At 75.3% G+C, this 22,302-nt stretch carries 15 protein-coding genes and 4 tRNA genes; 6 read left to right on the top strand and 13 right to left on the bottom strand.

What is annotated here, in order from left to right:
• Positions 1-65 precede the first annotated feature (65 nt).
• Positions 66-3,563, bottom strand: a complete 3,498-nt coding sequence (locus QSK52_RS05645) for an Ig-like domain-containing protein (RefSeq protein WP_285734189.1) — start codon at positions 3,561-3,563, stop codon at positions 66-68.
• A 239-nt stretch (positions 3,564-3,802) separates the two neighbouring features.
• Between QSK52_RS05645 and QSK52_RS05640 the strand changes: the two genes are divergently transcribed.
• Positions 3,803-4,279, top strand: a complete 477-nt coding sequence (locus QSK52_RS05640; RefSeq protein WP_285734187.1) for a globin family protein — start codon at positions 3,803-3,805, stop codon at positions 4,277-4,279.
• A gap of 10 nt (positions 4,280-4,289) precedes the next feature.
• Entirely contained in the window at positions 4,290-5,489 is a 1,200-nt protein-coding gene (locus QSK52_RS05635; RefSeq protein ID WP_285734184.1) for a globin domain-containing protein, read from the top strand.
• A gap of 107 nt (positions 5,490-5,596) precedes the next feature.
• On the opposite strand, the gene QSK52_RS05630 is transcribed toward QSK52_RS05635, so the two are convergent.
• From QSK52_RS05630 to QSK52_RS05620, 3 genes are all read right to left on the bottom strand, one after another.
• Positions 5,597-5,672 (bottom strand) — tRNA-Arg (locus QSK52_RS05630).
• A gap of 35 nt (positions 5,673-5,707) precedes the next feature.
• Positions 5,708-5,783: transfer RNA gene (locus QSK52_RS05625), tRNA-Arg, on the bottom strand.
• A 238-nt stretch (positions 5,784-6,021) separates the two neighbouring features.
• A tRNA-Ser gene (locus tag QSK52_RS05620) sits at positions 6,022-6,112 on the bottom strand.
• A gap of 201 nt (positions 6,113-6,313) precedes the next feature.
• Here QSK52_RS05620 and QSK52_RS05615 point away from each other — a divergent pair.
• Positions 6,314-9,661 (top strand): PAS domain-containing protein, encoded by a 3,348-nt coding sequence (locus QSK52_RS05615; protein ID WP_285734182.1) that lies wholly within the window; start codon positions 6,314-6,316, stop codon positions 9,659-9,661.
• A 7-nt stretch (positions 9,662-9,668) separates the two neighbouring features.
• On the opposite strand, the gene QSK52_RS05610 is transcribed toward QSK52_RS05615, so the two are convergent.
• Both QSK52_RS05610 and QSK52_RS05605 read right to left on the bottom strand, forming a co-directional pair.
• Positions 9,669-11,120, bottom strand: coding sequence for a HAMP domain-containing sensor histidine kinase (locus QSK52_RS05610; protein WP_285734180.1), 1,452 nt, complete (start codon positions 11,118-11,120; stop codon positions 9,669-9,671).
• On the bottom strand, positions 11,113-11,790 hold the full coding sequence (locus tag QSK52_RS05605; protein ID WP_285734178.1) for a response regulator transcription factor: 678 nt from the start codon (positions 11,788-11,790) through the stop codon (positions 11,113-11,115). Before QSK52_RS05605 ends, QSK52_RS05610 begins: the two co-directional genes overlap by 8 nt.
• A gap of 136 nt (positions 11,791-11,926) precedes the next feature.
• On the opposite strand from QSK52_RS05605, the gene QSK52_RS05600 reads away from it, so the two are divergent.
• The gene (locus QSK52_RS05600) at positions 11,927-12,667 is read left to right on the top strand and encodes a PepSY domain-containing protein (RefSeq protein WP_285734175.1); all 741 of its coding nucleotides are present in this window, start codon (positions 11,927-11,929) and stop codon (positions 12,665-12,667) included.
• Between the two features lie 58 nt (positions 12,668-12,725).
• Here QSK52_RS05600 and QSK52_RS05595 read toward each other — a convergent pair whose 3' ends face one another.
• From QSK52_RS05595 to QSK52_RS05585, 3 genes are all read right to left on the bottom strand, one after another.
• Positions 12,726-13,301, bottom strand: a complete 576-nt coding sequence (locus tag QSK52_RS05595; protein ID WP_285734172.1) for a DUF4396 domain-containing protein — start codon at positions 13,299-13,301, stop codon at positions 12,726-12,728.
• 122 nt (positions 13,302-13,423) lie between these two features.
• Positions 13,424-15,097 (bottom strand): long-chain fatty acid--CoA ligase, encoded by a 1,674-nt coding sequence (locus tag QSK52_RS05590; protein WP_285734170.1) that lies wholly within the window; start codon positions 15,095-15,097, stop codon positions 13,424-13,426.
• 176 nt (positions 15,098-15,273) lie between these two features.
• Positions 15,274-16,344 carry a DUF1906 domain-containing protein gene (locus QSK52_RS05585; RefSeq protein ID WP_285734168.1) on the bottom strand — a complete coding sequence of 357 codons (1,071 nt, stop codon included), beginning with the start codon at positions 16,342-16,344 and terminating at the stop codon, positions 15,274-15,276.
• 140 nt (positions 16,345-16,484) lie between these two features.
• Here QSK52_RS05585 and QSK52_RS05580 point away from each other — a divergent pair, with 140 nt between their 5' ends.
• Positions 16,485-17,441, top strand: a complete 957-nt coding sequence (locus QSK52_RS05580) for an EamA family transporter (RefSeq protein WP_285734160.1) — start codon at positions 16,485-16,487, stop codon at positions 17,439-17,441.
• A gap of 286 nt (positions 17,442-17,727) precedes the next feature.
• On the opposite strand, the gene QSK52_RS05575 is transcribed toward QSK52_RS05580, so the two are convergent.
• Together QSK52_RS05575 and QSK52_RS05570 are read right to left on the bottom strand one after the other, a co-directional pair.
• Positions 17,728-18,060 (bottom strand): hypothetical protein, encoded by a 333-nt coding sequence (locus QSK52_RS05575; RefSeq protein ID WP_285734158.1) that lies wholly within the window; start codon positions 18,058-18,060, stop codon positions 17,728-17,730.
• A 522-nt stretch (positions 18,061-18,582) separates the two neighbouring features.
• Entirely contained in the window at positions 18,583-19,947 is a 1,365-nt protein-coding gene (locus tag QSK52_RS05570) for an FAD-binding oxidoreductase (protein WP_285734155.1), read from the bottom strand.
• A gap of 106 nt (positions 19,948-20,053) precedes the next feature.
• On the opposite strand from QSK52_RS05570, the gene QSK52_RS05565 reads away from it, so the two are divergent.
• Positions 20,054-20,275 carry a hypothetical protein gene (locus tag QSK52_RS05565; protein WP_285734153.1) on the top strand — a complete coding sequence of 74 codons (222 nt, stop codon included), beginning with the start codon at positions 20,054-20,056 and terminating at the stop codon, positions 20,273-20,275.
• 152 nt (positions 20,276-20,427) lie between these two features.
• On the opposite strand, the gene QSK52_RS05560 is transcribed toward QSK52_RS05565, so the two are convergent.
• Together QSK52_RS05560 and QSK52_RS05555 are read right to left on the bottom strand one after the other, a co-directional pair.
• Positions 20,428-20,513, bottom strand: a tRNA-Ser gene (locus tag QSK52_RS05560).
• A gap of 59 nt (positions 20,514-20,572) precedes the next feature.
• Positions 20,573-22,273, bottom strand: a complete 1,701-nt coding sequence (locus QSK52_RS05555) for a S1C family serine protease (RefSeq protein ID WP_285734151.1) — start codon at positions 22,271-22,273, stop codon at positions 20,573-20,575.
• Between the last annotated feature and the right edge of the window lie 29 nt (positions 22,274-22,302).

The following is a 22,302-nucleotide window of genomic DNA, read 5'->3' as shown; positions in this document are numbered from 1 at the left end:
CCGCCCGCCCTGAACTGCGGGAACGAGCGGGCCGACCGGGAACGGGGACCGGGACGGACGTCCCGTCAGCGACGCCGGGTACCACTCCCCCGGCCGAACACCCGCCGGGTCAGCAGCCCCACGGCCGCCGCGAGCAGCAGCGCCCCGCAGGCCAGCCCGCGCCACCCGGTGGCCGCCGCCCGGTGCGCCGCCGCCACCGCGTCCGGCGGCGGCCCGGCCACCTTCCGCGGCGAGGCGTCCGCAACGGCCGGAGCATCCGCGTCACCCGCGTCATCCGCGGCGGGCCCGTCGCCCTCCTCCGCCGCCCCCGGACCGGGAGCCCCGGCCGGAGCGGACGGGAGCACGGACGCCGAAGCCGACGGCGGAGCAGCGGGGGACGGCACCGACGACGAGGACGCGGACGGCGACGGCGACGGCGACGCGGACAGGACCGTCGCGGCGGCCGAAGCCCGCCGGGTCGAGCTCGGCACCACCGGCGACGGCGTACCGGCCGGAGGCGTCGCAGCAGGCGGCGGCGTGGTCGCGGGCGACGTCCCCCTGTCCGGCACCGGCAACGTCAGCGCGGGCTCCGCCCGTCCCTCCGACGGCGTGGAGGACGCCGACGCGGACGCGGACACGGACGGGCCGGGACTCGGCGATGCGCTCACCGAGGCCGACGCCGAGGGCCCGGACGCCGGGCTCGCGACCGCACCGGACGGATCCCCCGGCAGCGGCACCACGATCGGCAGCACCGGCACCGGCGGCACACCCACCGCCGAAGCGGACGCGGAGGCAGCGGCAGAAGCAGACGGGCTCGGGCTCGGGCTCGGGCTCGCGGCAGCACCAGACAGGTCCCCCGGCAACGGCACCACGATCGGCAGCACCTCCGGCGGCACCGGCGCCGTCACGTCCGGCTCCGGCGGAGCCGACGGCACACCGACCGCCGAAGCCGACCCCGACGGACCGGCCGACCCGCTCGACGCCGCAGCCGAAGCGGACGCGGAGACAGCGGCGGACGGGCTCGGGCTCGCGGCAGCACCGGCCGGATCACCCGGCAACGGCACCACGATCGGCAGCACCTCCGGCGGCACCGGCGCCGAGGGCACGCCCACCGCCGAAGCCGAAGCCGACGGCCCGGCCGACCCGCTCGACGCGCCCCCCGTCGGCGACGCACTCGCACTCGGGCTCGCCTCGGCACTCGGCGACGCGCTCACGCTCGGACTCGGACTCGGGCTCGGCACCGCGCTCGCGCTTGCGCTCGGGCTCGCGCTCACCTCGGCGCTCGGCACCGCACTCGGGCTCGAACTCACCGACGCCGATGCCGATGCCGATGCCGTCCCCGTCGCCGTCCCCGTCGCCGTCGCCGCGACGCGGACCTGCACCGGATCGCCCGGGGTGCCGTTGCCCGCGGGGTCGGTGGCGGTGGGGAGGAGGGTGAGGTCGCCGGGGGCGAGGTCGTGGGTGGGGGTGCAGGACCAGGTGCCGTCGGGGGCGGTGACGGCGCTGCAGGCGGTGGTGCGTTCGTCGCCGTGGCCGGTGGCGGCGGTGACGGTGACGGTGGTGCCGGGTTCGGCGCGGCCGGTGAGCCGGGGGCGGGCGGTGTGCAGGAGTTCGCCGCTGCCGGGGGAGGTGAGGCGGGGGCGGTCGGGGGTGGCGGTGTCGACGGTGAGGGCGACCGCCTTGCCGTCCGAGCGGTTCCCGGCGCCGTCGACGGCGTGCGGAGTGAGCTGGTAGCGGCCGTCGTCGAGGTTCTCGACCGGCAGGCAGGACCAGGTGCCGTCGGCGGCGACCGCGGTGGAGCAGAGTTCGCCGCCGTCGCGGCCGGTGCCGTCCGCGGTGACGGTGACGGTGACGGTGGACCCGGGCTCGCCGAGGCCGGTGAGCAGCAGGCCGGGGTCGTTGGTGTAGGCGGGCAGGGTGAGGACGGGGGCGGTGGGCGGCGTCGTCCTGACGGTCAGTCGGAACTCGTCGCCGCGCAGCACCATGCCGCTGCGGGTGGTCTCGACCGGGACGAGGGTGTGGGTGCCCTCGTCGAGGGGGCGGTCGGGGCGGCAGCTCCACGAGCCGTCGTTGCCGGCCCGGGCGGTGCACAGGGTGGTGCCGTTCTCCTGGACGGCGACGGCCGCCCCGGCGAGCGCGCCGTCGCCGCGGAACTCGGGGCGGGTCTCCCGGGTGGTGGTGCCGGGGACGGGGAGGCCGACCTGCGGCTTGGCGGCGCCGATCGAGAGGCCGACCTTCTGGTCGACGACCTGCCCGGAGTCGGCGAAGCCGCCGGGGACGACGAGCTGCGAGCCGTTGCGGGCCAGGCGCAGCCGGACCCAGGTGTCGCCGCTGGCGGCCCCGGCCGGGACCTGCCACTCCAGGGCGGCGTGGTCCGCCCCGGCGGGGACGTCGGCCTGCACCCGCTCCAGCGGGTCGAAGCGGCCGTTGTGGTCGAAGTCGACCCAGCCCGCCAGCACGGCGGGGCCGCCGCCCGGGTTCACCGGCACGTCCAGGTGGTAGTAGCGGCCGACGGCGGTCTCGGCGGGGAAGTGCAGCGTCGGGTCGGCGCCCTGGTACTCGGCGCGGCCGGGCTGCAGCATCGGCGGGGGCGGGCTGGCCCAGGGGCTGCGGCGGCCCTCCCCGCCGTCGAGTTCCACGCTGGGGGCGACCGGGCCCGCGTCGGGGGACGGCGGGGGCGGGCTCGCGGGCGGGCCGGGCTGCAGCGGCTCCTCGACGGACTGGGCGAGGCCGGGGCGGGTCCGGTTCGCCGAGGTCGCGGCGTCCTGCCCGAGGAACAGGTCGGAGACCAGGTGGGAGACGTTCCCGTACGCCTGCGGGGCGCTGCCGAGGCCCTCGTCGAGGGTGACGGTGTACGCCTGGCGGAGCGGGGCGGGCGGGGTGGTGGAGCCGTTCTCGGCGGTGGAGCGCTGCTCGACGCGCAGCGACACGGTGGAGACGGTGCCCGCGAGTTCGAGGGTTCCGGAGCCGTCGGGGGCGGCGTCCGCGCCGGGGTCGGGGGCGAGCTCGCCGGAGCCGACCGTCCAGCCGTGCCAGCCGGTGCGGCCGACCAGGGCGGGGGCGGCGGGGCTGCCGCCGGTGACGGTCAGCCGGGTGTCGGTGGTGGTGCTGCCGTCCTTCGAAGTAGCCGTTCCGGCAAGGCCGCTGACGTGCAGTCGGGGGTTGCGGACGGGGCGGGAGAAGGAGAGCTGGAGGGTGCCGAGGGTGCGCCAGGAGCCGTCGGCGCGGGGGCGGCGCTCGGCGGCGAGGAAGGTCTCGGCGGGGTCGCCGGGGTGGATGCCGTCGGTGTAGGGGCTGCCGCCGCCGGGGCGGTCGGCGAGCCTGCCGGGGGCGGCGTCGACGCTCACCCCGGGGACGGCCGCGTAGTCGAACTGGACGGCGAGGCCGGAGGGCAGCACGGCGCGCCGATCGGTGGACCAGGTGTCGGGGGTCTGCTGCGCGGCGCTGGGCGGGGTGAGCGCGCCCGTGAGCAGACCGGTGGCGATCAGGGCGGCGGTGCGCCGGCCGATCCTGGGACGTGGCCGGTCACGGTCGGCCGGGCGGGCGTCGGGGGCCGGGGCCCGGTGGGGGAACTGTCGGCACATCCGGCTCTCCTCTCGGTGTCGTCGTCCGCCGGAATCGCGGCCCGACCGCCATGCACCCGAATGCTCATGACGATCAGACAAAAGGGAATCACGATCGGGTTTCGGTCATACCGCGACACCTGGTCATCTGCACCGATACCACCCGAATGGTGGCCACTCGGTCAGCAGCATCGGGATACCCGCCCGACTCACCGTCAACTCCCGTGAACCGGCACCAATCGGACGCTACCGCCCAGTTGTTGACCTGCTGTCACATCGGCCTGTTCGAATTGGTGTGTTTATCAGTAGAGTCGGCGGGCGTGACGATTGATCCCACTCTCATCAAGAGCAGCTTCGCCGCCGTCGAGCCCCACGGCAGCGAGGTCACCGCCTACTTCTACGCGCACCTGTTCGAGCACAACCCGGGTGTGCGCAAGCTCTTCGCCGAGCACATGAACGAGCAGCAGGACCGCCTCTGGGCCGCCATCGGCACCCTGGTCAACAAGCTCGAGGACACCGACACCGTGGTCAACGTGCTCCAGGGCCTGGGCCGCCGGCACGCCGGGTACGGCGCCCTCCCCGAGCACTTCCCCGCCGTCGGCGCCAGCCTGCTCGCCTCGCTCGCGCACTTCGCCGGCGACGCCTGGACGCCGGAGATCGAGGCCGCGTGGACGGCGCTCTACGGCGTCGTCACGGATGTCATGAGCGCGGCGCTCACCGAAGAAGCCGCGGGCTGAGAGCCCCCCGGTGCCCTTCGACCCCGCGGTCATCCGCGCCAGCTTCGCCGTCGTCGAGCGCCGCGCCGATCAGCTGACCAAGTTCTTCTACGCCCACCTGTTCACCAACAACCCAGGTGTCGAAGAGCTCTTTCCGGCCAGGCTCGCCGAACAGCGCGACCGCCTCTTCGCCGCACTCACCCAGCTCGTGGTGCGGCTGGAGGAACCGGAGAAACTCACCGGCTACCTGGCGGCACTCGGGCGCGACCACCGGAAGTTCCAGGCCGCGCCCGAGCACTACCCCGCCGTCGGCGCCAGCCTGATCGCCGCGCTCAAGCACTTCTCCGGCCACTACTGGACCCCCGAGATCGAGAAGGCCTGGATCGAGGCGTTCACCGTGATCTCGCAGGCCATGATCGACGCCGCCGCGGCCGTCCCCGACTCCGTCCCCCGCTGGTGGAACGCCGAGATCGTCGACCGCCGCCGGGCCACCCCCGACCTCGCGGTGCTCACCCTGCGGCCCGACCGACCGTACCCGTACACCGCGGGCCAGTACCTGACGGTCTGCTCCGACCGTCGCCCGCAGGTCTGGCGGCCCTACTCGCTGGCCTGCGCCCCCCGTCCCGACAACACCCTGGAACTGCACGTCCGCCGGGTCCCCGACGGGCTGGTGTCCACCGCGCTGGTCAACGACGTCCGGCTCGGCGAGAGCGTCCGGCTCGGGCCGCCGCTCGGCGAGGCCGTGCTCGCCCCCGGCTCCGACCGGCCGCTGCTGATGGTGGCCGCCGGAACGGGCTGGGCCCCGGTCAAGGCCCTGCTGGAGCAGCTCGCCCAGGACGGCGGACGGCCCGCCACGGTCTTCGTCGCCGCCCGCGGGGACGACGACCAGTACGACCTGGACACCGTGCACGCCATGGTCAGGGAACACGCCTGGCTGCACGCCGTGCTCGCCGCCCCCGAACGGGGCGCCTCCCGCAGCGAGGCCGCCCGGCTGCTGCGCGAAGGGCTGCGCGAGTACGGGGACTGCTCCGGCCACGACATCCACCTGTCCGGCCCGCCCGACCTCGTCCCCGCCCTCGGCGCCCAACTCCTGGAGCAGGGCGCCGAACCCGAGCACATCCGGCACGACCCGGCCACGCCCACCTTCAACCGCAACCGCCCGCTCACCCCCGCGGAGTGGTTCCTCGAAGAGCGCGACGTGCCCTGGATCAACCGGACCGAACTCGGCTGACGCCGGTCCTGCCGCCCCCCGACCACCACAACGGGGGGCGGCAGGACCGGCGACCGCCCCGGGGCGGGAACGACGAAGGCCCCGGGCGGTAACCCGGGGCCTTCGGCTGGTGCGCTCAGCAGGATTCGAACCTGCAACCTCTTGATCCGTAGTCAAGTGCTCTATCCGTTGAGCTATGAGCGCTCGGACGGCCCCTTGCGGAACCGCGAGCGGAGTTTTGGTGCGCTCAGCAGGATTCGAACCTGCAACCTCTTGATCCGTAGTCAAGTGCTCTATCCGTTGAGCTATGAGCGCTCGCCCCGGCGGACTGGCCTCCTGGGCGGTGCGGGGACAACATTACATGACCGGCGACCTGGGGCGAAATTGATTGGCCCGGGCCCCGCCGGAGCCCCGACCGGGCCCGCCGGACCCCGTCAAGGGCACCCCCGGCGGGCGCCCGGATGAACATCCGGCGACGGCCGGGCGGCCCGGGGCGGCGGGCCGGGGAACGCAGGAGCCCCGCCGGCCAGTGACCGACGGGGCTCCCGGAGAGCGGAGGCGGAGGGATTTGAACCCTCGATGGACGGTAAAGCCCAAACCGCATTAGCAGTGCGGCGCCATAGACCGGACTAGGCGACGCCTCCAACACCCGGACCGCGACCGGCACTCCGGCGCGTTCCGTGCGACTGCGATGATGCCATAGCCGACGGCCCCGGCACCAACCACCACAACGATACTGGCCGGGTCGTCCACGGCGCAAAGAAGAATGAGATACTTCCGTCTCCGAGGAGAGCCAGAGCCGCCCGTGGCAGCGGCGGCCCGAAGCCGTGAGGAGACCTGTCGACGTGAGCAGCAGGCCGACCCGAGGCGCTGCTCGCCTCGCCGCGATACTCGATGCACTGCCCGACCCGCTGCTGCTGGTGAACAGCAACGGCACCGTGGTCGACGTCAACAAGGCCGCCGTGGAGAGCCTGCAGGCACCCGGCACCTCGCTGGTCGGAATGGGCGTGCTGGACCTGCTGCCGGAGTTCGACCCCAGTCGGATCCCGGGTTCCATGCGGCCCCCCGCGAGCGAGACCGAGAGCCTGGACCGCCCGGTCCGAATGACCGCCCGCCGCACCGACGGCACCGCCTTCACCGTCGAGGTGTCCGGCAACGACTTCACCGACGAGGGCGGCGGGGAGGCACACGGCTTCCTGTCCTTCAGCACCAACGACCAGGGGCTGCTGCTGCTCCTGGTCCGCGACATGTCGGCCCGGCTCGGCGTGGAGACCGAGCTGCGGCGCCAGCACAAGCAGACCGAGATGATCCTGCGGGCCGCCGCCGAGGGCGTCCTCGGCGTCGACCTGGAGGGCCGCGTGGTGCTGGTCAACCCGGCCGCCGCGCACATCCTGGACTTCCGGGCCAGCGAGCTCGGCGGCCGCGAGCTGCACCCGCTGATCCAGCACTCGCAGCCCGACGGCAGCCCGCTGGCCGCCGAGAGCTCCGCGCTGATGGACACCCTGCACTCCGGCCGCAAGCACCGGATCCGCAACACCGTGCTGTGGCGCAAGGACGGCCGTCCGGTCACCGTCGACCTCACCACCGCCCCGGTCCGGGACGGCGAGCAGCTGGTCGGCGCCGTGATGACCTTCACCGACCGCACCCACGAGCTGGCCCTCGCCGCCCGCAACGAGCACCTCACCGCCGTCCTGGAGACCGAGCTCGGCGGCGCCCTCACCGCGCTGCACGGCCGGATCGACGCGCTCGCCGCCGACCCCGCCGGACAGCTGTGGCCCGAGGCCAACTGGACGCTGCGCCGGCTCGCCGACGAGTGCCGCCGGTTCGGGAAGCTGATCGACGGCGTCCTGGAGCACCAGCGCTTCGAGGCCGCCGCCGACCGCGGCAAGGCCGCCCTGGAGCGCGAGCGGGTCGGCCTGGACGAGGTCGTGCAGCTCGCCGTCGACCGGGCCGGGGAACTGGTCGGGGCCGGCCGGGTGCGCTACTCGGTGCACGCCGCCGCCGTGAAGGTGCTGGCCGACCGCGAGCGGCTCGCCCAGGCGCTCGCCCACCTGGTCGCCGACGTCAGCGGCGTCACGCCCGTCCCCGGGCCCGCCGGGGCGGAGGGGGAGACCGCCCCCGCCGGGGTGCCGTTCGCCGGGCCCGCACCGGCCGGCGAGCAGCCGCCCGTGGTGGTGCTGGCCGCCGCCCGGCGCGGTGACGTCGCCCGGGTCGAGGTCCGCGGCCCCGCCCGCAGCTCCAGCGCCGTCCACCTGCCGATCGCCCGGGCCGCCGTCGAGCGGCACGGCGGCGTGCTGCAGCGCCACGACCTGCCCGCCGGGGCCGGGGCGACCTACGTGGTGGAACTGCCGCTGGACCCCGACGGCGACGCGTCCGGCCCGCCGGACAAGCAGCAGCACGTCCCCAAGGACTCCGACACCGCGATGATCCCGGACCTGCCGGGCCAGGAGGTCCCGCCCGAGCTGCGACCGGCCGGTGACGGGCCGTCAGCGGACGCGGAGGGCGGGGCCGGGGCCGAGGCCCGTGCCGACGACACCCAGGGCTCCGGACGGCGCCGGGCCCGCGGCGGGGACGCCGCGGACGCGCCGCAGGCCGCGCAGGCCCCGCGCGGGCCGATCGCGCTCGGCGCGGGGCCGTCCGCGGACGACACCTCCGGCGGCTCCCCCGTGGAGGGCGCCGAGGGCGGCCGCTCCGGGCGGCGGGCCCGCCGGGCCGCCGCGCAGGCCGCGGCCGGGGACAGCTCCGGGGCGCTGCACATCCCCGGCGTGCCCGATCCCGGGACGCCCGTCTACCCCGGTCTGGAGAGCGCGCTGGCCGCCTCCACGCCGGAGCCGGTCACCCCGACCGCCCAGCCCACCGGGCGTCGGCGGCGGCTCGCACTGCCCCCCGACCCCGCGGAGAGCGCCGAGGAGGTCACGGCGGTCCTGCCGCCCGTCCCCGCCGGCGGCCCCGCCGTCCCCGCACCGGCGGCGCCCGCGGCGCCCACCGCCCCGCCGAAGCCGCCCGTGCCGCCCTCCGCCGCGCCGGAGGGTGCCGCACCGGAGGGCGCCGCGCTGGAGGTCGCCCGGCCCGCCGCCGCGGCGCTGCCCGCCGCGGACGGCTCCGCCGGGGAGCAGCGCCCGCAGCCGGTCGGCAGCGGGCTCGGCGAGCTGCTGCCGCCGCGGCCGATGGGCGGCTTCCAGGCCGCCTTCCCGGCCGCGTTCCCCCCTCCCCCGGCACCGGGCCAGGCGCCCGCCGCGAACGCGCTGCCCGCCGCCGGGGGCGCCCCGGCCGCGGTCGACCCCACGGCACTGAACGGGCAGCGGCTGAACGGGCAGGCCGCGCAGGACGGCTCCGGCGAGGGCAGTGGGCCGGGCGCGGCCCTGGCGCTGTCCGGCGGCGGCGCGGTCGAGGGGCGCACCCCGCCCCGGCCGGTCGCCGAGCTCGCCCCCGCCCGCGAGCAGGCGCCGGACGGCCCGCGCCCGCTGCTGGTGTGGCCCGAGCCCGACCCGTCCACCCGGGCCGCGCTGGAGGTCCGCGGCTTCCGCCCGGTCGTCGTCGCCTCCCGCGAGGAGGTGGACGCCCAGGTGCCGCAGGCCCCCGCCGCGCTCTTCGTCGACCCGCTGACCGGCCCGATCACCCGCACCGCGCTGCAGTCGCTGCGCACCGCCGCGCTGGCCGGGCGGGTGCCGGTACTGCTGGCCGCCGGGCTCGGCCAGGCCACCCGGGACGCCGCGTACGGCGCCGACCCGGCGGTGCTGCTGCGGGCGCTGGCGCCGCGGGACGGCGAGAACCACGCGGCCCGGGTGCTGCTGGTGGAGTCCGACCCGGAGGTCGCGGCCGCGCTGGTGGCCAGCCTGGAGCGGCGCGGCATGCACGTCGAGCACGCCGCCGACGAGAACGAGGCGGTGGCCCGGGCCAGCAGCATCCAGCCGAACCTGGTGGTGCTGGACCTGCAGCGGATCGAGCGCCGGCACCTCGGGCTGCTCGACTGGCTGCGCGCCAACGACCGCCTGCACCGCACCCCGCTGGTCGTCTACACCTCGGCCGACCTGGACCCGCAGGCCCGGGCCGGGCTGCGCACCGGCGAGAACGTGCTGTTCCTCGCCGAGCGCTCCACCACCGAGGACGTGCAGGGCCGGATCGTCGAACTGCTGGCCCGGATCGGCGCGTTGGGACAGGCCGTGACGGCGGGCAGCGGCGCCGCACACTGACGGTTCGTCAACTGCCGCACAGGGGTGGCTCGGCCAGCGGGAGTCGGGCCACCAGACGGGCGCCGCGCGGGTGTTGAGCGGCGTCCGGTTCGGCCGCGACCAGGGTGCCGCCGTGGTGTTCGGCGAGGTCCCGGGCGATGGCCAACCCCAGCCCCGCGCCGCCGAGTTCGCGGCTGCGGGCGTCGTCGAGCCGGGTGAAGCGCTCGAACACCCGCTCCCGCTCCGACTCCGGGATGCCCGGCCCGTCGTCGCGCACCTCCAGCACCACCTCGCCCTCCTGCACCGCGAGTTGGACCTCCACCAGGCCGTCCGCGTAGCGCTGGGCGTTGTCCACCAGGTTGGTGAGCAGCCTGGTCAGCCAGGTCCGGTTGCCCAGCACCCTTGCCCCGGAAGCGAGTTCGACCCGGACGGTGACCCGGTCGGCGGGACGGGCGGCCAGCACGTCGGCGAACAGCAGGTCCAGGTCGAGGAGTTCGGTCGCGACCGGGTCGGCAGCGTCCAGCCGGGCCAGCAGCAGCAGGTCCGCGGCGAGGTCCTGCAGGCGGACGGTGTCCTGCAGGGCGTCGGCGAGCAGTTCCGGCCACAGCTCCGGGTCGGGGTGGGCCAGGGCGACCTCCAACTGGGTGCGCAGCACCGCGATGGGGCTGCGCAGTTCGTGCGAGGCGTCGGCGATGAAGCGGCGTTGGCGCTGCCCGGCGTCCTCCAGCCGGTCCAGGGTGGAGTTGACGGTGACGGCCAGCCGGGAGACCTCGTCCCCGGTCTGCGGCACCGGCACCCGGCGGTGCAGGTCGTGGCCGGTGATCTCGGCGACCTCGGAGCGGATCGCCTCCACCGGGCGCAGGGCCCGGCCGGTCACCCGCCAGGTCACCAGCGCCACCAGCGCCACCAGCAGCGGCAGTCCGACGGCGAGCGCGGCGGCGGCGGTCCGGCCGGCCGCGTCCACCGGGCCCAGCGAGACCGCGGCGTAGATGGTGACCGGCCCGTCCGGGCCGAGGACGGACGTCGAGACCACCCGCTGCCCGCTGCCGTCGACCAGCTTGACGACCGCCTTCTCGTCGAGCCGGTGCGGGAGTTGGCGCTTGAACGGCGCTCCGGCGCCCGCGTCCGGGCCGGACGGCGGTCCGGGGGGCGGGGGGATGGTCCGGGGCACCACGTCGAGGGTGGCCGAGATCAGGTTCCCCTTGGCGTCGAACACCCGGACCGAGCCGCCGCCGGGGTTCGAGATGACCGGCGGCAGGTGCTCGCGCACCGCCACCGCGGCCACCTCGTCGACCTGCCGGGCGGCGCTCTCCCGGACGTCCCGGGTCAGGTTGGCCTGCAGCACGCCGAGCAGCGCCACCGCCGTGCCGCCCAGTGCGAGGGCCACCACGGCGGTGGCGGCGAAGGTCGCCCGGGCCCGCACCGAGCGGGGCACCAGGCGGCGCAGGGCGCGGCGCAGGGCCGCCCTCCGGTCAGCCACCGTCCACCGCCAGTCGGTAGCCCGCCCCGCGCACCGTCCCGACCGCGCTGCGGCCGAACGGGGCGTCGATCTTCCGGCGCAGGGCGCTGATGTGCACCTCGACGATGTTGGGGTCGCCGTCGAACGCGGAGTCCCAGACGCTCTCCAGGATCTCCCGCTTCGACACCACTCCGCCGGACGCCCTGGCCAGGCACTCCAGCACCGCGAACTCCCGCGTGGTGAGCCGGACTTCGGTGCCCGCCCGGGTGCACGTCCGGCGGGCCGGGTCGATCGCCAGGTCGCCGAACTCCAGGGTCTGCGGCAGTCGGCGCCCGGTGCGCCGGACCAGGGCGCGCAGCCGGGCCACCAGCACCACGTACGAGAACGGCTTGGAGAGGAAGTCGTCGGCTCCCGTGTCCAGCGCCTCGGCCTCGTCGAGCTCGCCGTCCTTCGCCGTGAGCATCAGGATCGGGGTGTCGTCACCGGCCGCCCGCAGCCGGGCGCAGACCCGGTAGCCGTTCAGCCGCGGCAGCATGATGTCGAGCACGATCACGTCGTAGTCGTGCTCGGTCGCCGCCCACAGCCCCTCCTCGCCGTCGTGGGCGAGGTCGACGGCGAAGCCCTCGGCCCGCAGCCCGCGCTGCAGCGTGGCGGCGAGCCGCCGTTCGTCCTCCACCACCAGTACGCGCATGGAGGACAGCGTCGCAGGCCCCCTCCGGGACGGACCGGGCGGCTTCAGCCTGGCTTCAGGCAGGCGGCGCGATGCTGGGCGCCCGGCCGGACGGGATCGGTCCCCGGCCGCAGTCCCACGAGGGGGTCGCACCTACATGTCCGCATCGCAGTCGCCGGAGCCCGCGTCCGAGCCGGAGGCCGTCACCGGGTCCACGTCCACGTCCGCGTCCGCGTCCGAGCCGACCGGGTTGACCAAGCCCGCGCCGCCGGAGCCCGGGCCCGAGGCCACCGGAGCTGCCGGGGCCGCCGAGCCCGCCGAGCCCGCCGGGGCCGCGCGGCGGCGTCCGCTGCGGCTGCCGCAGCGGCGCGGGGCGCGGTGGGCGCTGGGGGCCGCCGTGGCGGTCGTGCTGGGCGTGGTGGCCGTCGGCGCGGGGGCCGCCTGGGAGCAGCACCGCGATCACGGGAGGCCCGTGTTCGACCGGGCCCGCGGCGGGAAGGTCCCGCCGGGCCTACCGGGCGTCGTCGGTCTGCCGGGCGGCATCGCCGACCTGCCGGGCGGGCCCGGGAAGCTGGTGGTCCGCGGGGAGGACGGCTCCGTCCGGTCCGTCGTGGTCGGCAAGGCGCCCGGCGGCCCGTCCGGCTCCGAGGCCGACGGCGACCCGGGCCGCCGGCTCGCCCCCGCCGCGCTGCCGGTCGTCCCCGCCGACCAGGCGCTGGCCAAGGCCGTCGCGGCCGTCCCGAACGGCAGGGCCGCCGGGCTGGAGGTGGTCCCCCGCGAGGGCGGCGGCAGTTCCTGGTCGGTGGAGGTGCTCGGCCAGGACGGCGTCCGGCACCTGGTGACGGTGGACGGCACCGACGGGTCGGTCACCGGCAACACCGTCGCGGGCGGGCGCTGAGTCCCGCCGGCACCGTCGCGGGCGGGCGCTGAGGCCCGCGCCCCGGGTCGGGCCGGGGTCAGTGGTGGTAGGCGTGGACCACCGCGTGGCCCCGGCCGCGGCCGATCAGCCAGCGGTTGACCGGGACGGTGACCACGAAGGCCAGCACCAGCGAACCGGCCAGCGACGCCCAGAACAGCAGCTGGCCGAGGCCCGCGTCCATCGCCCCGGGGACGGCCACCATGACGCCGTTGTCGATCAGCTCCATGACGATGATCGACACGGTGTCGGCGGCCAGCGCGACCTTCAGCGCGTCCCGGAAGGGCAGGCCGGCCTTCAGCACGCCGCGCATGGTCAGCGCGTAGCCGAACACGAAGGCGAGCGCGATCGACAGCACCACGGTCGCGCCGTTGTGCAGGCCGAGGCCGACGCCGATCACCTGTCCGAGCACCTCGCCGATGGCGCAGCCGGTGAGGCAGTGCAGCGTCGCCTGCGCGGCGGTGCGCCAACTGCTGCCGCCGCCACCGCCGCCGTGGTGCGCGCCGTCGTGGTGCGCGCCGCCGCCGTGGCCCGCACGGTCCTCGTGGCCCGGGTGGTGGCCGTGACCCGCGTGGTGCTCGTGGTGCTCGTGTCCGGTGTGCGCGCTGTGCTCCATGACGGCCCTCCTCGTCCGGTCGGGTGGGTTCCCCCGGTCACGAGGAACGTTATACCCCCCAGGGGTATTCCACGCCGGTTTTCGGATCTTCCCGGGGAGGGCCGTCGGGAGGCGGCCCGCCGTCAGCCCTTGTCCGCCGCCTTGCCGAGCACCGTCACGTCGAGGCGGTCGGCCGCGTAGTCCGCGCGGATCACCTTCTTGTCGAACTTGCCGACCGAGGTCTTCGGCACCGACTCGATCAGCGACCAGCGCTCCGGCAGCTGCCAGGAGGCGACCCGCTCGGCCAGGAAGGCCCGCAGCTCGGGGAGCCCGGCGGCGGCGCCGGGACGCAGCACCACGGTGGCCAGCGGACGCTCGCCCCACTTCTCGTCCGGGACGGCCACCACGGCGGCCTCGGCGACCTCGGGGTGGGCCATCAGGTGGTTCTCCAGCGCGACCGAGCTGATCCACTCGCCGCCGGACTTGATCACGTCCTTGGCCCGGTCGGTGAGGGTCAGGTAGCCGTCGGCGGTGATGGTGCCGACGTCGCCGGTGCGCAGCCAGCCGTCGGGGCTGAACTTGTCCTCGGAGGCGTCGGCCTCGTTGCCCGCGCCGCCGAAGTACGCCCCGGCGATCCACGGCCCGCGCACCTCCAACTCGCCCTCGGCGACGCCGTCGTGCGGCATCGGCTCGCCGCCGGGGCCGATCAGCCGGGCCTGCACCGAGGCCGGGAAGACGCCCTGGGTGACCCGGTACGCCCACTCGTCCTCGCCGGTGACGCCGGCCGGGGGGTGGGCGACGGTGCCGAGCGGGGAGGTCTCGGTCATGCCCCAGGCGTGGATGACCCGGATGCCGTGCCGCTCCTCGAAGGCCCGCATCAGGGCGGGCGGGCAGGCCGAGCCGCCGATGACGACGGTCTCCAGGGTGGAGGTGTCGTAGTCGCCCGCGTCCAGCTCGTCCAGCAGGCCGGTCCAGATGGTCGGGACGGCGGCGCCGAAGGTCGGCCTGACCCGGTCGATCATCTCGGCGAGCGGCTTGGGCTGCAGGAAGCGGTCCGGCATCAGCAGGCTCGCGCCGGTCATGAACGCCGCGTGCGGGATGCCCCAGGCGTTCACGTGGAACATCGGCACGACCGGCAGCACGGTGTCGCGGGCGGTGAGGCCGAAGCTGGAGGCGGCGATGATCTGCATCGAGTGCAGGTAGATCGAGCGGTGGCTGTAGACCACGCCCTTGGGGTCGCCGGTGGTGCCGGAGGTGTAGCAGAGCGCGGCGGCCTGCTTCTCGTCGATGTCGGTCTGCCACGGGTAGTCGGTCGGCCGGCCGGCGAGCAGTTCCTCGTAGGCGTGCACCGTGCCGCCGAACCCGGCCAGCAGCGCCGGGTCGTACGCCCCGGCCACCACGACGTGCTCGACCGTTCCGGACAGTTGCGGCAGCACCGCGGCCAGCAGCGGCAGCACCGAGCCGTTGACGATCACCACCCGGTCGGCGGCGTGCTTGACGATGTAGACCAGCTGGTGGGCGGGCAGTCGCAGGTTCAGGGTGTGCAGGACGGCGCCCATCGACGGTATCGCCAGGTACGCCTCCTGGTGCTCGGTGTTGTTCCACATCAGGGTGCCGACCGGCTCACCGTCGACCACCCCGCACTCCTCGCGCAGCGCGTGCGCGAGCTGGGCGGCGCGGGCCCCGATCTCGGCGAAGGTGCGCACCACGGGGCCGCCCTCGGTCCAGGTGGTGACGGTCGACCGGCCGTGGATGGTGGAGCCGTGCTGCAGAATTCGGGCGACGGTGAGCGGAACGTCCTGCATCGTGCTGTACACGCGGGTCCTCCTTGACCGGCCGACACGTTGCTACTCGCAGGTAGCAAGGCGATTCCTCCGATTCTTTCCCCGGTGCGGCCCCGCTGTCAGCAGTCGCAACCGAGATGAGACCGAGTGCTCCGCCACGGCTCGCGGCGCGCGTCCGCCCGGCCGACCCCCTCCCTGTTCCTACCCGCTCAGCGGGCGACCGGACCGTCCAGCTGGTCGCGGTCGACGGTCAGCGCGGCGCCGCCGTACGTCTCCTGGACGTTGCCGTGGTGCTGGTGGATCCGGGCGTGGTCGGCCCACAGGTCGTCGCCGAGCCGGCCGGCGCCGTCGGTGGTGGTGGCCAGGTCGTCCCAGCGGGCGTACCAGACCGCGTCCGGCAGCGGCCCGCTCCCGGCCCGGGCGGCGGCGGCCAGGTCGGCGACGCCCGCGTCGGTGGAGGAGTAGAAGCCGGAGCGGAAGCCCGCCCGGTGCAGGGCCTGCGTCCAGCCGACGGTGAAGTCCATGACCGCCTGGCTGCAGGCCGAGTCGCCGCGCGGGTACGCCTCGATGTCCAGGTAGACGGGGGTGCCGGTGCGCAGGCCGAGGTTCTTCACCGCGCGCACCGCCTCGGCGGCCTCCTCCTTTCCCTGCTGCACCGCCTTCGCCGGGTCGATCCGCTGCGCCTTGCCGCTCGCCCTCATGCACGGCGCCTGCCGGCCGACGTGGGTCGGGACCACCTGCCAGCCCAGCGCCCGGACCTCGCGCACCCAGGCCGCGGTCAGCCGGGGCTGCGCGCAGGACCGCTGCCGTCCGCTGGTGTAGATCCCGACCGCGCCGTACGGGGAGGTGCCCCACCAGGCGCGCATGGTCTCCAGCGGGGGCGCGGTGCAGGCGTCGAACCCGGCACCGGTGAACACCTCGACGGGCAGCGGGGTCCGGCGCGAGCGCAGCGGGTCGGACAGCGCCGTACGGGTCAACCGGACGGGTGGCGGCTCGGCGGCGGCTCCGGCAACCGCCTCGACGACCGCTCCGGCGGCCGCCCCGGCGGCCGTCAGCGGGGCGGCCCGGTGCGCCACGGCGGGCAGGCCCTGGGCGGCGAGCTCGGGGGCGAGCGGCTGGGGCCGGTCCGGGGGCCGGTGCTGGGGCTGGGATCGCGGCTGGGCCGCGGGCCGGGACGCGGCGGGTGCTCCGTCCGCCAGCATTCCGACGGCGTCCCGGTCGGTGGCGAGCAGCAGGACGAGCGACGCGGCCGTCAGGGCCGCCGGGCCGAGGTAGCGCATCTTCCAGAACTACTGACGGGCCGTCAGTCCGTCCGGCGGGACACGCCGTCGACGCCGTCAGGTCACCCGGGCGGCCCTGCGGCACAGCTCACCGGTAACCGTCTTTGACCATTTCCACTCCTTACGCCAAACTCGATCGCATGTCAGGTACCTCCCTCACCATTGAAAGCACAAGCGAACTCCCGAGCATCACCTCCGTTTCGAAGGTCGATTCCGGTGCGGCCCGGGCCCGGCCCCGGCTCGGGGGCGTGCCGGCGCCGGTGCTGTGCCTGGTGTCGATGCTGGCGGTGCAGCTCGGCGTGGCGGCGTCCAAGCCGCTGTTCGGGACGCTGGGCGTGGCGGGTGCGACCTTCCTGCGGATCTCCTTCGCGGCCGTGGTGCTGCTCGCCGTCACCCGGCCCCGGCTGCGCGGCCGCAGCGCCCGCGACCTGGCGATGGCCGGACTGCTCGGCGTCGCCTCCGCCGGGATGACCCTGCTGTTCGCGGGTGCCGTCGACCGGCTGCCGATGGGCACCGCCGCCACCATCGAGTTCCTCGGCCCGCTGGCCGTGGCCCTGGTCTTCGCCCGCCGCGCCGGACACGTGCTGTGGGCGGTGCTGGCCGCGGCGGGCGTCGCCCTGCTCACCCTGCTCGGCGGCGGGGGCGGCTCCGGCGGCCTCGACCCGGTCGGCCTGGCCTGCGCGTTCGGCGCGGCCGCCTGCTACGCCGGATACATCCTGTTCACCGACAAGGTCGGCGCGACCTTCCGTGGCTTCGAGGGCCTGGCGGTCTCGTTCACCATCGGCACCGTGGTGCTCGCCCCGTTCGGCGCCGCCGAGGCGGTGCACGGCCTGTCCGGATCCGGCTCCCCCGCCCTGCTGCTGCTCGCCGTCGCGGGCGTCGCCCTGCTCTTCCCGGTGCTGCCGTACGCGCTGGAGATGACCGCGCTGCGCCGGATGTCGCAGCGGGTGTTCAGCGTGGTGGTCAGCCTCGACCCGGCGGTCAGCGCCCTGGTCGGACTGCTCGTGCTCGGCCAGGTGCTGGGGCTGCCGCAGGTGCTGGGCATCTGCTGCGTGGTCGCCGCCAGCGTGGGGGCGACGCTCACCGCGCGCCGCTGAGACGGGCCTCCGCGCGGGTCGGTCGGCCCGACCTGACCGACCTGACCGACCAGCCCGGGCGACCGGGCGACCGGGCGACCGGGCGACCGGCCCCCGTGGGGGCGGGCCCGGGAACGCCTCGGGGGCGCGGCGGCCGTCGTTGCGGCACCGCGCCCCCGAGGGGTTCCGATCGTCGTCCGTGGTGTGCCCCGAGGCGGTGACCCTTTCCACTCCCGGGTGCCCCGGCGGTCCGTGCTCCGTCCGGCCCGGCGCCCCCGCCGGTCCGTCCGCACGTCCCGCCGGTGGGTCAGTACGAGTAGACCGGCGCGAAGACGAAGTTGAAGTTCTTGTTGGACTGGTCGGCGTAGACGACGCCCGAGTTGTCCTTCACCCCGAGGGTGTTGTTCTGGTTCGACGCACCGGCGCCGGTCGCCGTCTGCTGGGTGGAGCTGTAGTTGCCGTCGACCGATCCGAAGATGTTGCCGCTGCCGAAGTTCGAGACCACGCTGCTGTTCGAGCCGTGGCCGGCAGCCGCACCGTTGTCGGCCGTCGCGGCACCCGCCCCGGCCAGCAGCAGACCGGCTGCGAGCGGGACGGACGCGACCAGCGCGGCCAGGCGTGTGGTGCGGAAGCGCGCCATGCGTTTTCCTCCGTGGTTCTTTGCCGGGTGTGTCCGGGTGTTGCCGAGTGAAAGGTTCCGGAGTTCGCGGCCAGACGAGGCTCCGGGGCTGCGACGCCGAGGGACAGACTTCCGCAACAAATCGACAAAGCACCAGCACCACTGAGCCTTTTCCCCCGTTAGCGTGACGCGGCGGCAGTGGCGCATAATCCGGGGCCGATCGGTTCGTCGACAGACACACCGCCCACCAGCTGCTGTTTCGCCCGGACGGCGGCAGCACGGACCCCGTCCGGGTGGGCGCGCGGGCGGGGGTTTCCGGCGAGTCGCGCGAGCCCCGGGGCGCACGAACCGTCCGTTCACGCCCAGGTGGGGTGCGACGGCCCCTCGAAGTCGATATTTCGCCATTCCGCCATTCCGCCACCCATCGACATCCTCATACCATCCAGATGGCAGATGATGATGATCGGGTAAACGGCATGAGAATTTCCCGACCATCATCTTGTGATGGTCGGGAAATCTCTCCGGCCACAGCAGCTACAGCGGCTACAGCACCTTGCCGGGGTTGAGGATGCCCAGCGGGTCGAACGCCGCCTTGATCCGGCGCTGCAGCTCCAGCCCGGCCGGGCCGAGCTCCCGGGCCAGCCACTCGCGTTTCAGCAGGCCGATGCCGTGCTCCCCGGTCACCGTCCCGCCCAGCTCCAGGCCGAGCGCCATGATCTCGTCGAAGGAGCTGCGGGCCCGGGCCGTCTCGTCCACGTCCCGGGCGTCGAAGATCACCACCGGGTGGGTGTTGCCGTCGCCCGCGTGCGAGACCACGCCGATGGTCAGCCGGTGCCGGTCGGCGATCTCCGCGACGCCGTTCAGCATCGCGGCCAGCGCGCTGCGCGGCACCGCCACGTCGTCGATCATCGTGGTGCCCAGCCGCTCCAGCGCGGGCAGCGACAGGCGCCGGGCCTGCAGCAGCAGCTCGGACTCCGCCCGGTCCTCGGCCGGCACCACGGCGGTGGCCCCGGCGGCGGTGCACAGCTCCCCGACCGCGGCCAGCCGCTCCCGCCGGTCCGGGCCGTCGAAGGCCACCAGCAGCAGCGCCCTGGTCGACTCCGGCAGCCCCATCCGGGCCATCTCGTTCACCGCCCGGACGGTGGTGGTGTCCATCAGCTCCATCAGCGAGGGCGTGTGCCCGGCCGCCACCACCTCGCACACCGCCGCCCCGGCGGCGTCCACCGAGTCGAACTCCGCGGCCAGCACCAGCTGCGGTCCCGGCGCGGGCCGCAGGGCGAGCACCGCCTCGACCACCACGCCCAGCGTGCCCTCCGAGCCGACCAGCAGCCGGGTCAGGTCGTACCCGGCGACGCCCTTCGCGGTGCGCCGCCCCGTCCGCAGCAGCTGCCCGTCGGCCAGCACCACGTCCAGCCCGAGCACGTACTCGCTGGTCACGCCGTACTTCACGCAGCACAGGCCGCCCGCGCCGGTGCCGATGTTGCCGCCGATGGTGCAGGACTCCCAGCTCGACGGGTCCGGCGGGTAGGCCAGGCCCAGGGCCTCGGCGGCGCGCGAGAGCTCGGCGTTGACCACGCCCGGCTGCACCACGGCGATCCGGTCGACCGGGTCGATGCGCAGGATCCGGTCCATCCGGGTCAGCGACAGCAGGACGCAGCCGTCCACCGCGTTCGCCCCGCCCGACAGGCCCGTCCGGGCGCCCTGCGGCACCACCGGCACCCGCAGCTCGGACGCCGTCCGCAGCACGAACTGCACCTGCTCGACCGTCTCCGGGAAGACCAGCACCGCAGGCTCGCCCGCCGCGCAGAACCCGGCCATGTCCCGCGCGTACGCGGCCGTCACGTCCGGGTCGACCGCGACCGCCCCCTCCGGCAGCCCCGCCCGCAACCGTTCGACCAACTCGCCCACCGCAACCTCCACTTCGACCCAGTGCGCACTCTCCTCCCCCGCCGCCTCCCCGGCAACCGCCCGGCGCCCCCTCCCCGCTGTCGGCCCGCTGCGGCACCCTGGTCCCATGCGCGCACCCCGGATCCAGTGCCCCGACTGCGACCGACCGGTCGCCCTCATGCCCACCCGCCGCACCGGCTACGGCGTCATCCACGACCACAAGCGCGACCGCCGCTCGCTCAGCCTCTGCCCCGGCAGCATGCGCCAACTCCCGCTCACCGACGCCACCCTGTGGCAGGAGTCCCTCCCCGGCCTCCCGGGCCCGGACGTCCCGCCCACCCTGTTCTGACGCCCGACCGCCCCGCGGGACCACCCCCACCCGCCTCGCCGCCGCCCCGCCCCTCGCCGCCCTCGCCCGGGTCCACCGCCTCCTGCCGCACCGGCCCCGGGGACGACGACGGCCCCCGACCGCATCGCTGCTGGTCGGGGGCCGTCCCCGGGCGGAGGGTGTGGGATTTGAACCCACGGTGGCGCGAAGCCACGACAGTTTTCAAGACTGGTCCCTTAGGCCGCTCGGGCAACCCTCCTAGGCGGAGGCCAGCCTAACGGGTCGGAGCGGCCCAGGTGCACACCGTTTCGGGCCGGGTCAGTTGTCGCCCTTGCGTTCGCCGAGGGTGACGGTGGTCTTGGCGGCCTTGCCGTCGCGCTTGTACTCGACCTCGACCTTCTCGCCGGGCTTGTGGGTCCAGATCTCGCTGACCAGGGTGGGGCCGCTGTCGATGGTGATGCCGCCGAGCTTGGTGATGACGTCGCCGGGCTTGAGGCCGGCCTGGTCGGCGGGGCCGCCCGGGGTGACCGCGGGGGTGCCCTGGACGGCGGTGGTGGAGATCTGGGCGCCGTCGCCGTTGTACTTGTCGTTGCGCAGGACGCCGAGGATCGCGTAGACGGGGGTGCCGTCCTTGATCAGGGTCTGCGCGACCCACTTGGCCTGGTTGATCGGGATGGCGAAGCCGAGGCCGATGGAGCCGGCCCGGCCGGTGCCGCTGGTGTTGGACTGGATCGCCGAGTTGATGCCGATCACCGAGCCGGAGGCGTCGAGCAGCGGGCCGCCGGAGTTGCCCGGGTTGATCGAGGCGTCGGTCTGCAGGGCGTTCATGTAGGAGGCCTGGGCGCCGGTCTCGTCGCCGGAGGCCACCGGGCGGTCCTTGGCCGAGATGATGCCGGTGGTGACGGTGCCCTCCAGGCCGTAGGGGGCGCCGATGGCGATGGTGGCGTCGCCGATGGCGACCTTGTCGGAGTCGCCGAGCGGCAGCGGGGTGAGCTTGTCGGTGGGCGGATTGTCCAGGCGGACGACGGCGACGTCGTAGCCCTGGGCGCGGCCGACGACCGAGGCGCTGTAGGAGGAGCCGTCGGAGAACTTGACGGTGAGCTTGCCGCCGTCGGCGGCGGGGGCGACCACGTGGTTGTTGGTGAGGATGTGGCCCTCGGTGTCGAAGACGAAACCGGTGCCGGTGCCGGACTCGCTGGAGCCCTCGGCCTTGATGGTGACGGTGGACGGCAGCGCCTTCGCGGCGATCCCGGCGACGGACTCGGGGGCCCGGTCGAGGTTCTGGTGGGTGTTGCCGACCGTGACGGTGGTGCTGTTGTGGCTGGCGCTGCTGCCGCCGTTGCCCTTGCCGTTGTCGGTGACGGAGGCGCCGATCGCGCCGCCCGCCAGGCCCGCGACCAGGGCGACGGCCGCGACCAGAGCGATCAGCGAGCCGCGCTTGCGCTTGCCGGGGCCGCCCGCGCCGGGCTGCGGGACGGTGCCCCACGGCGCGCCGGGCCCGCCGGTGCCGGCGCCGCCGGTGGCGTCCCCGCCGGCCGGGTGGCCCCAGCCGCCGACCGGGTGGCCGGCGCCGAACGGGTGCTGCGGCTGCTGGGGGGCGTTCGGGTCGCCGGGTGCGGCCTGGCCGCCGTCCTGGAGGACCGGGGTGGGCAGGGCCGGGGCGGGCAGCGCCGGGGCGACCGCGGTGGCGGCCTCGTCCGGGCGGGCGTACGGGCTGACCGGCTCGTCCGGGCGGGCGTACGGGCCCGCGGGTTCGGAGACCGAGCCGTACGGGTTCCGGAACGGCGGCGGCGCGTCCACCGGGGCGGCCGGGGCCTCGGGCACCTTGCCGAGCTGGACGGTCTGCTCGGCCGCGGGCAGCACCGGCGGCGGAGCGTCCAGGTAGGACGGGGCGGGTGCGGGTGCGGGCGCAGGAGCCGGTGCGGCGGGCGTACCGGACCCGGCGGCCACCGCCTCGGTGCCGGTCGGCTCGGCGGCCTTCTCCGGCGGGGTGGTACCACTCGCGTGCTCGGTGCTCACGGACGACCTCCATCGCTGAACAGAACCTT

It is taken from the genome of Kitasatospora phosalacinea (genome assembly GCF_030268885.1).
Taxonomy (GTDB): Bacteria; Actinomycetota; Actinomycetes; order Streptomycetales; family Streptomycetaceae; genus Kitasatospora; species Kitasatospora phosalacinea_C.
This window is presented reverse-complemented; position numbering and strand designations above follow the sequence as displayed.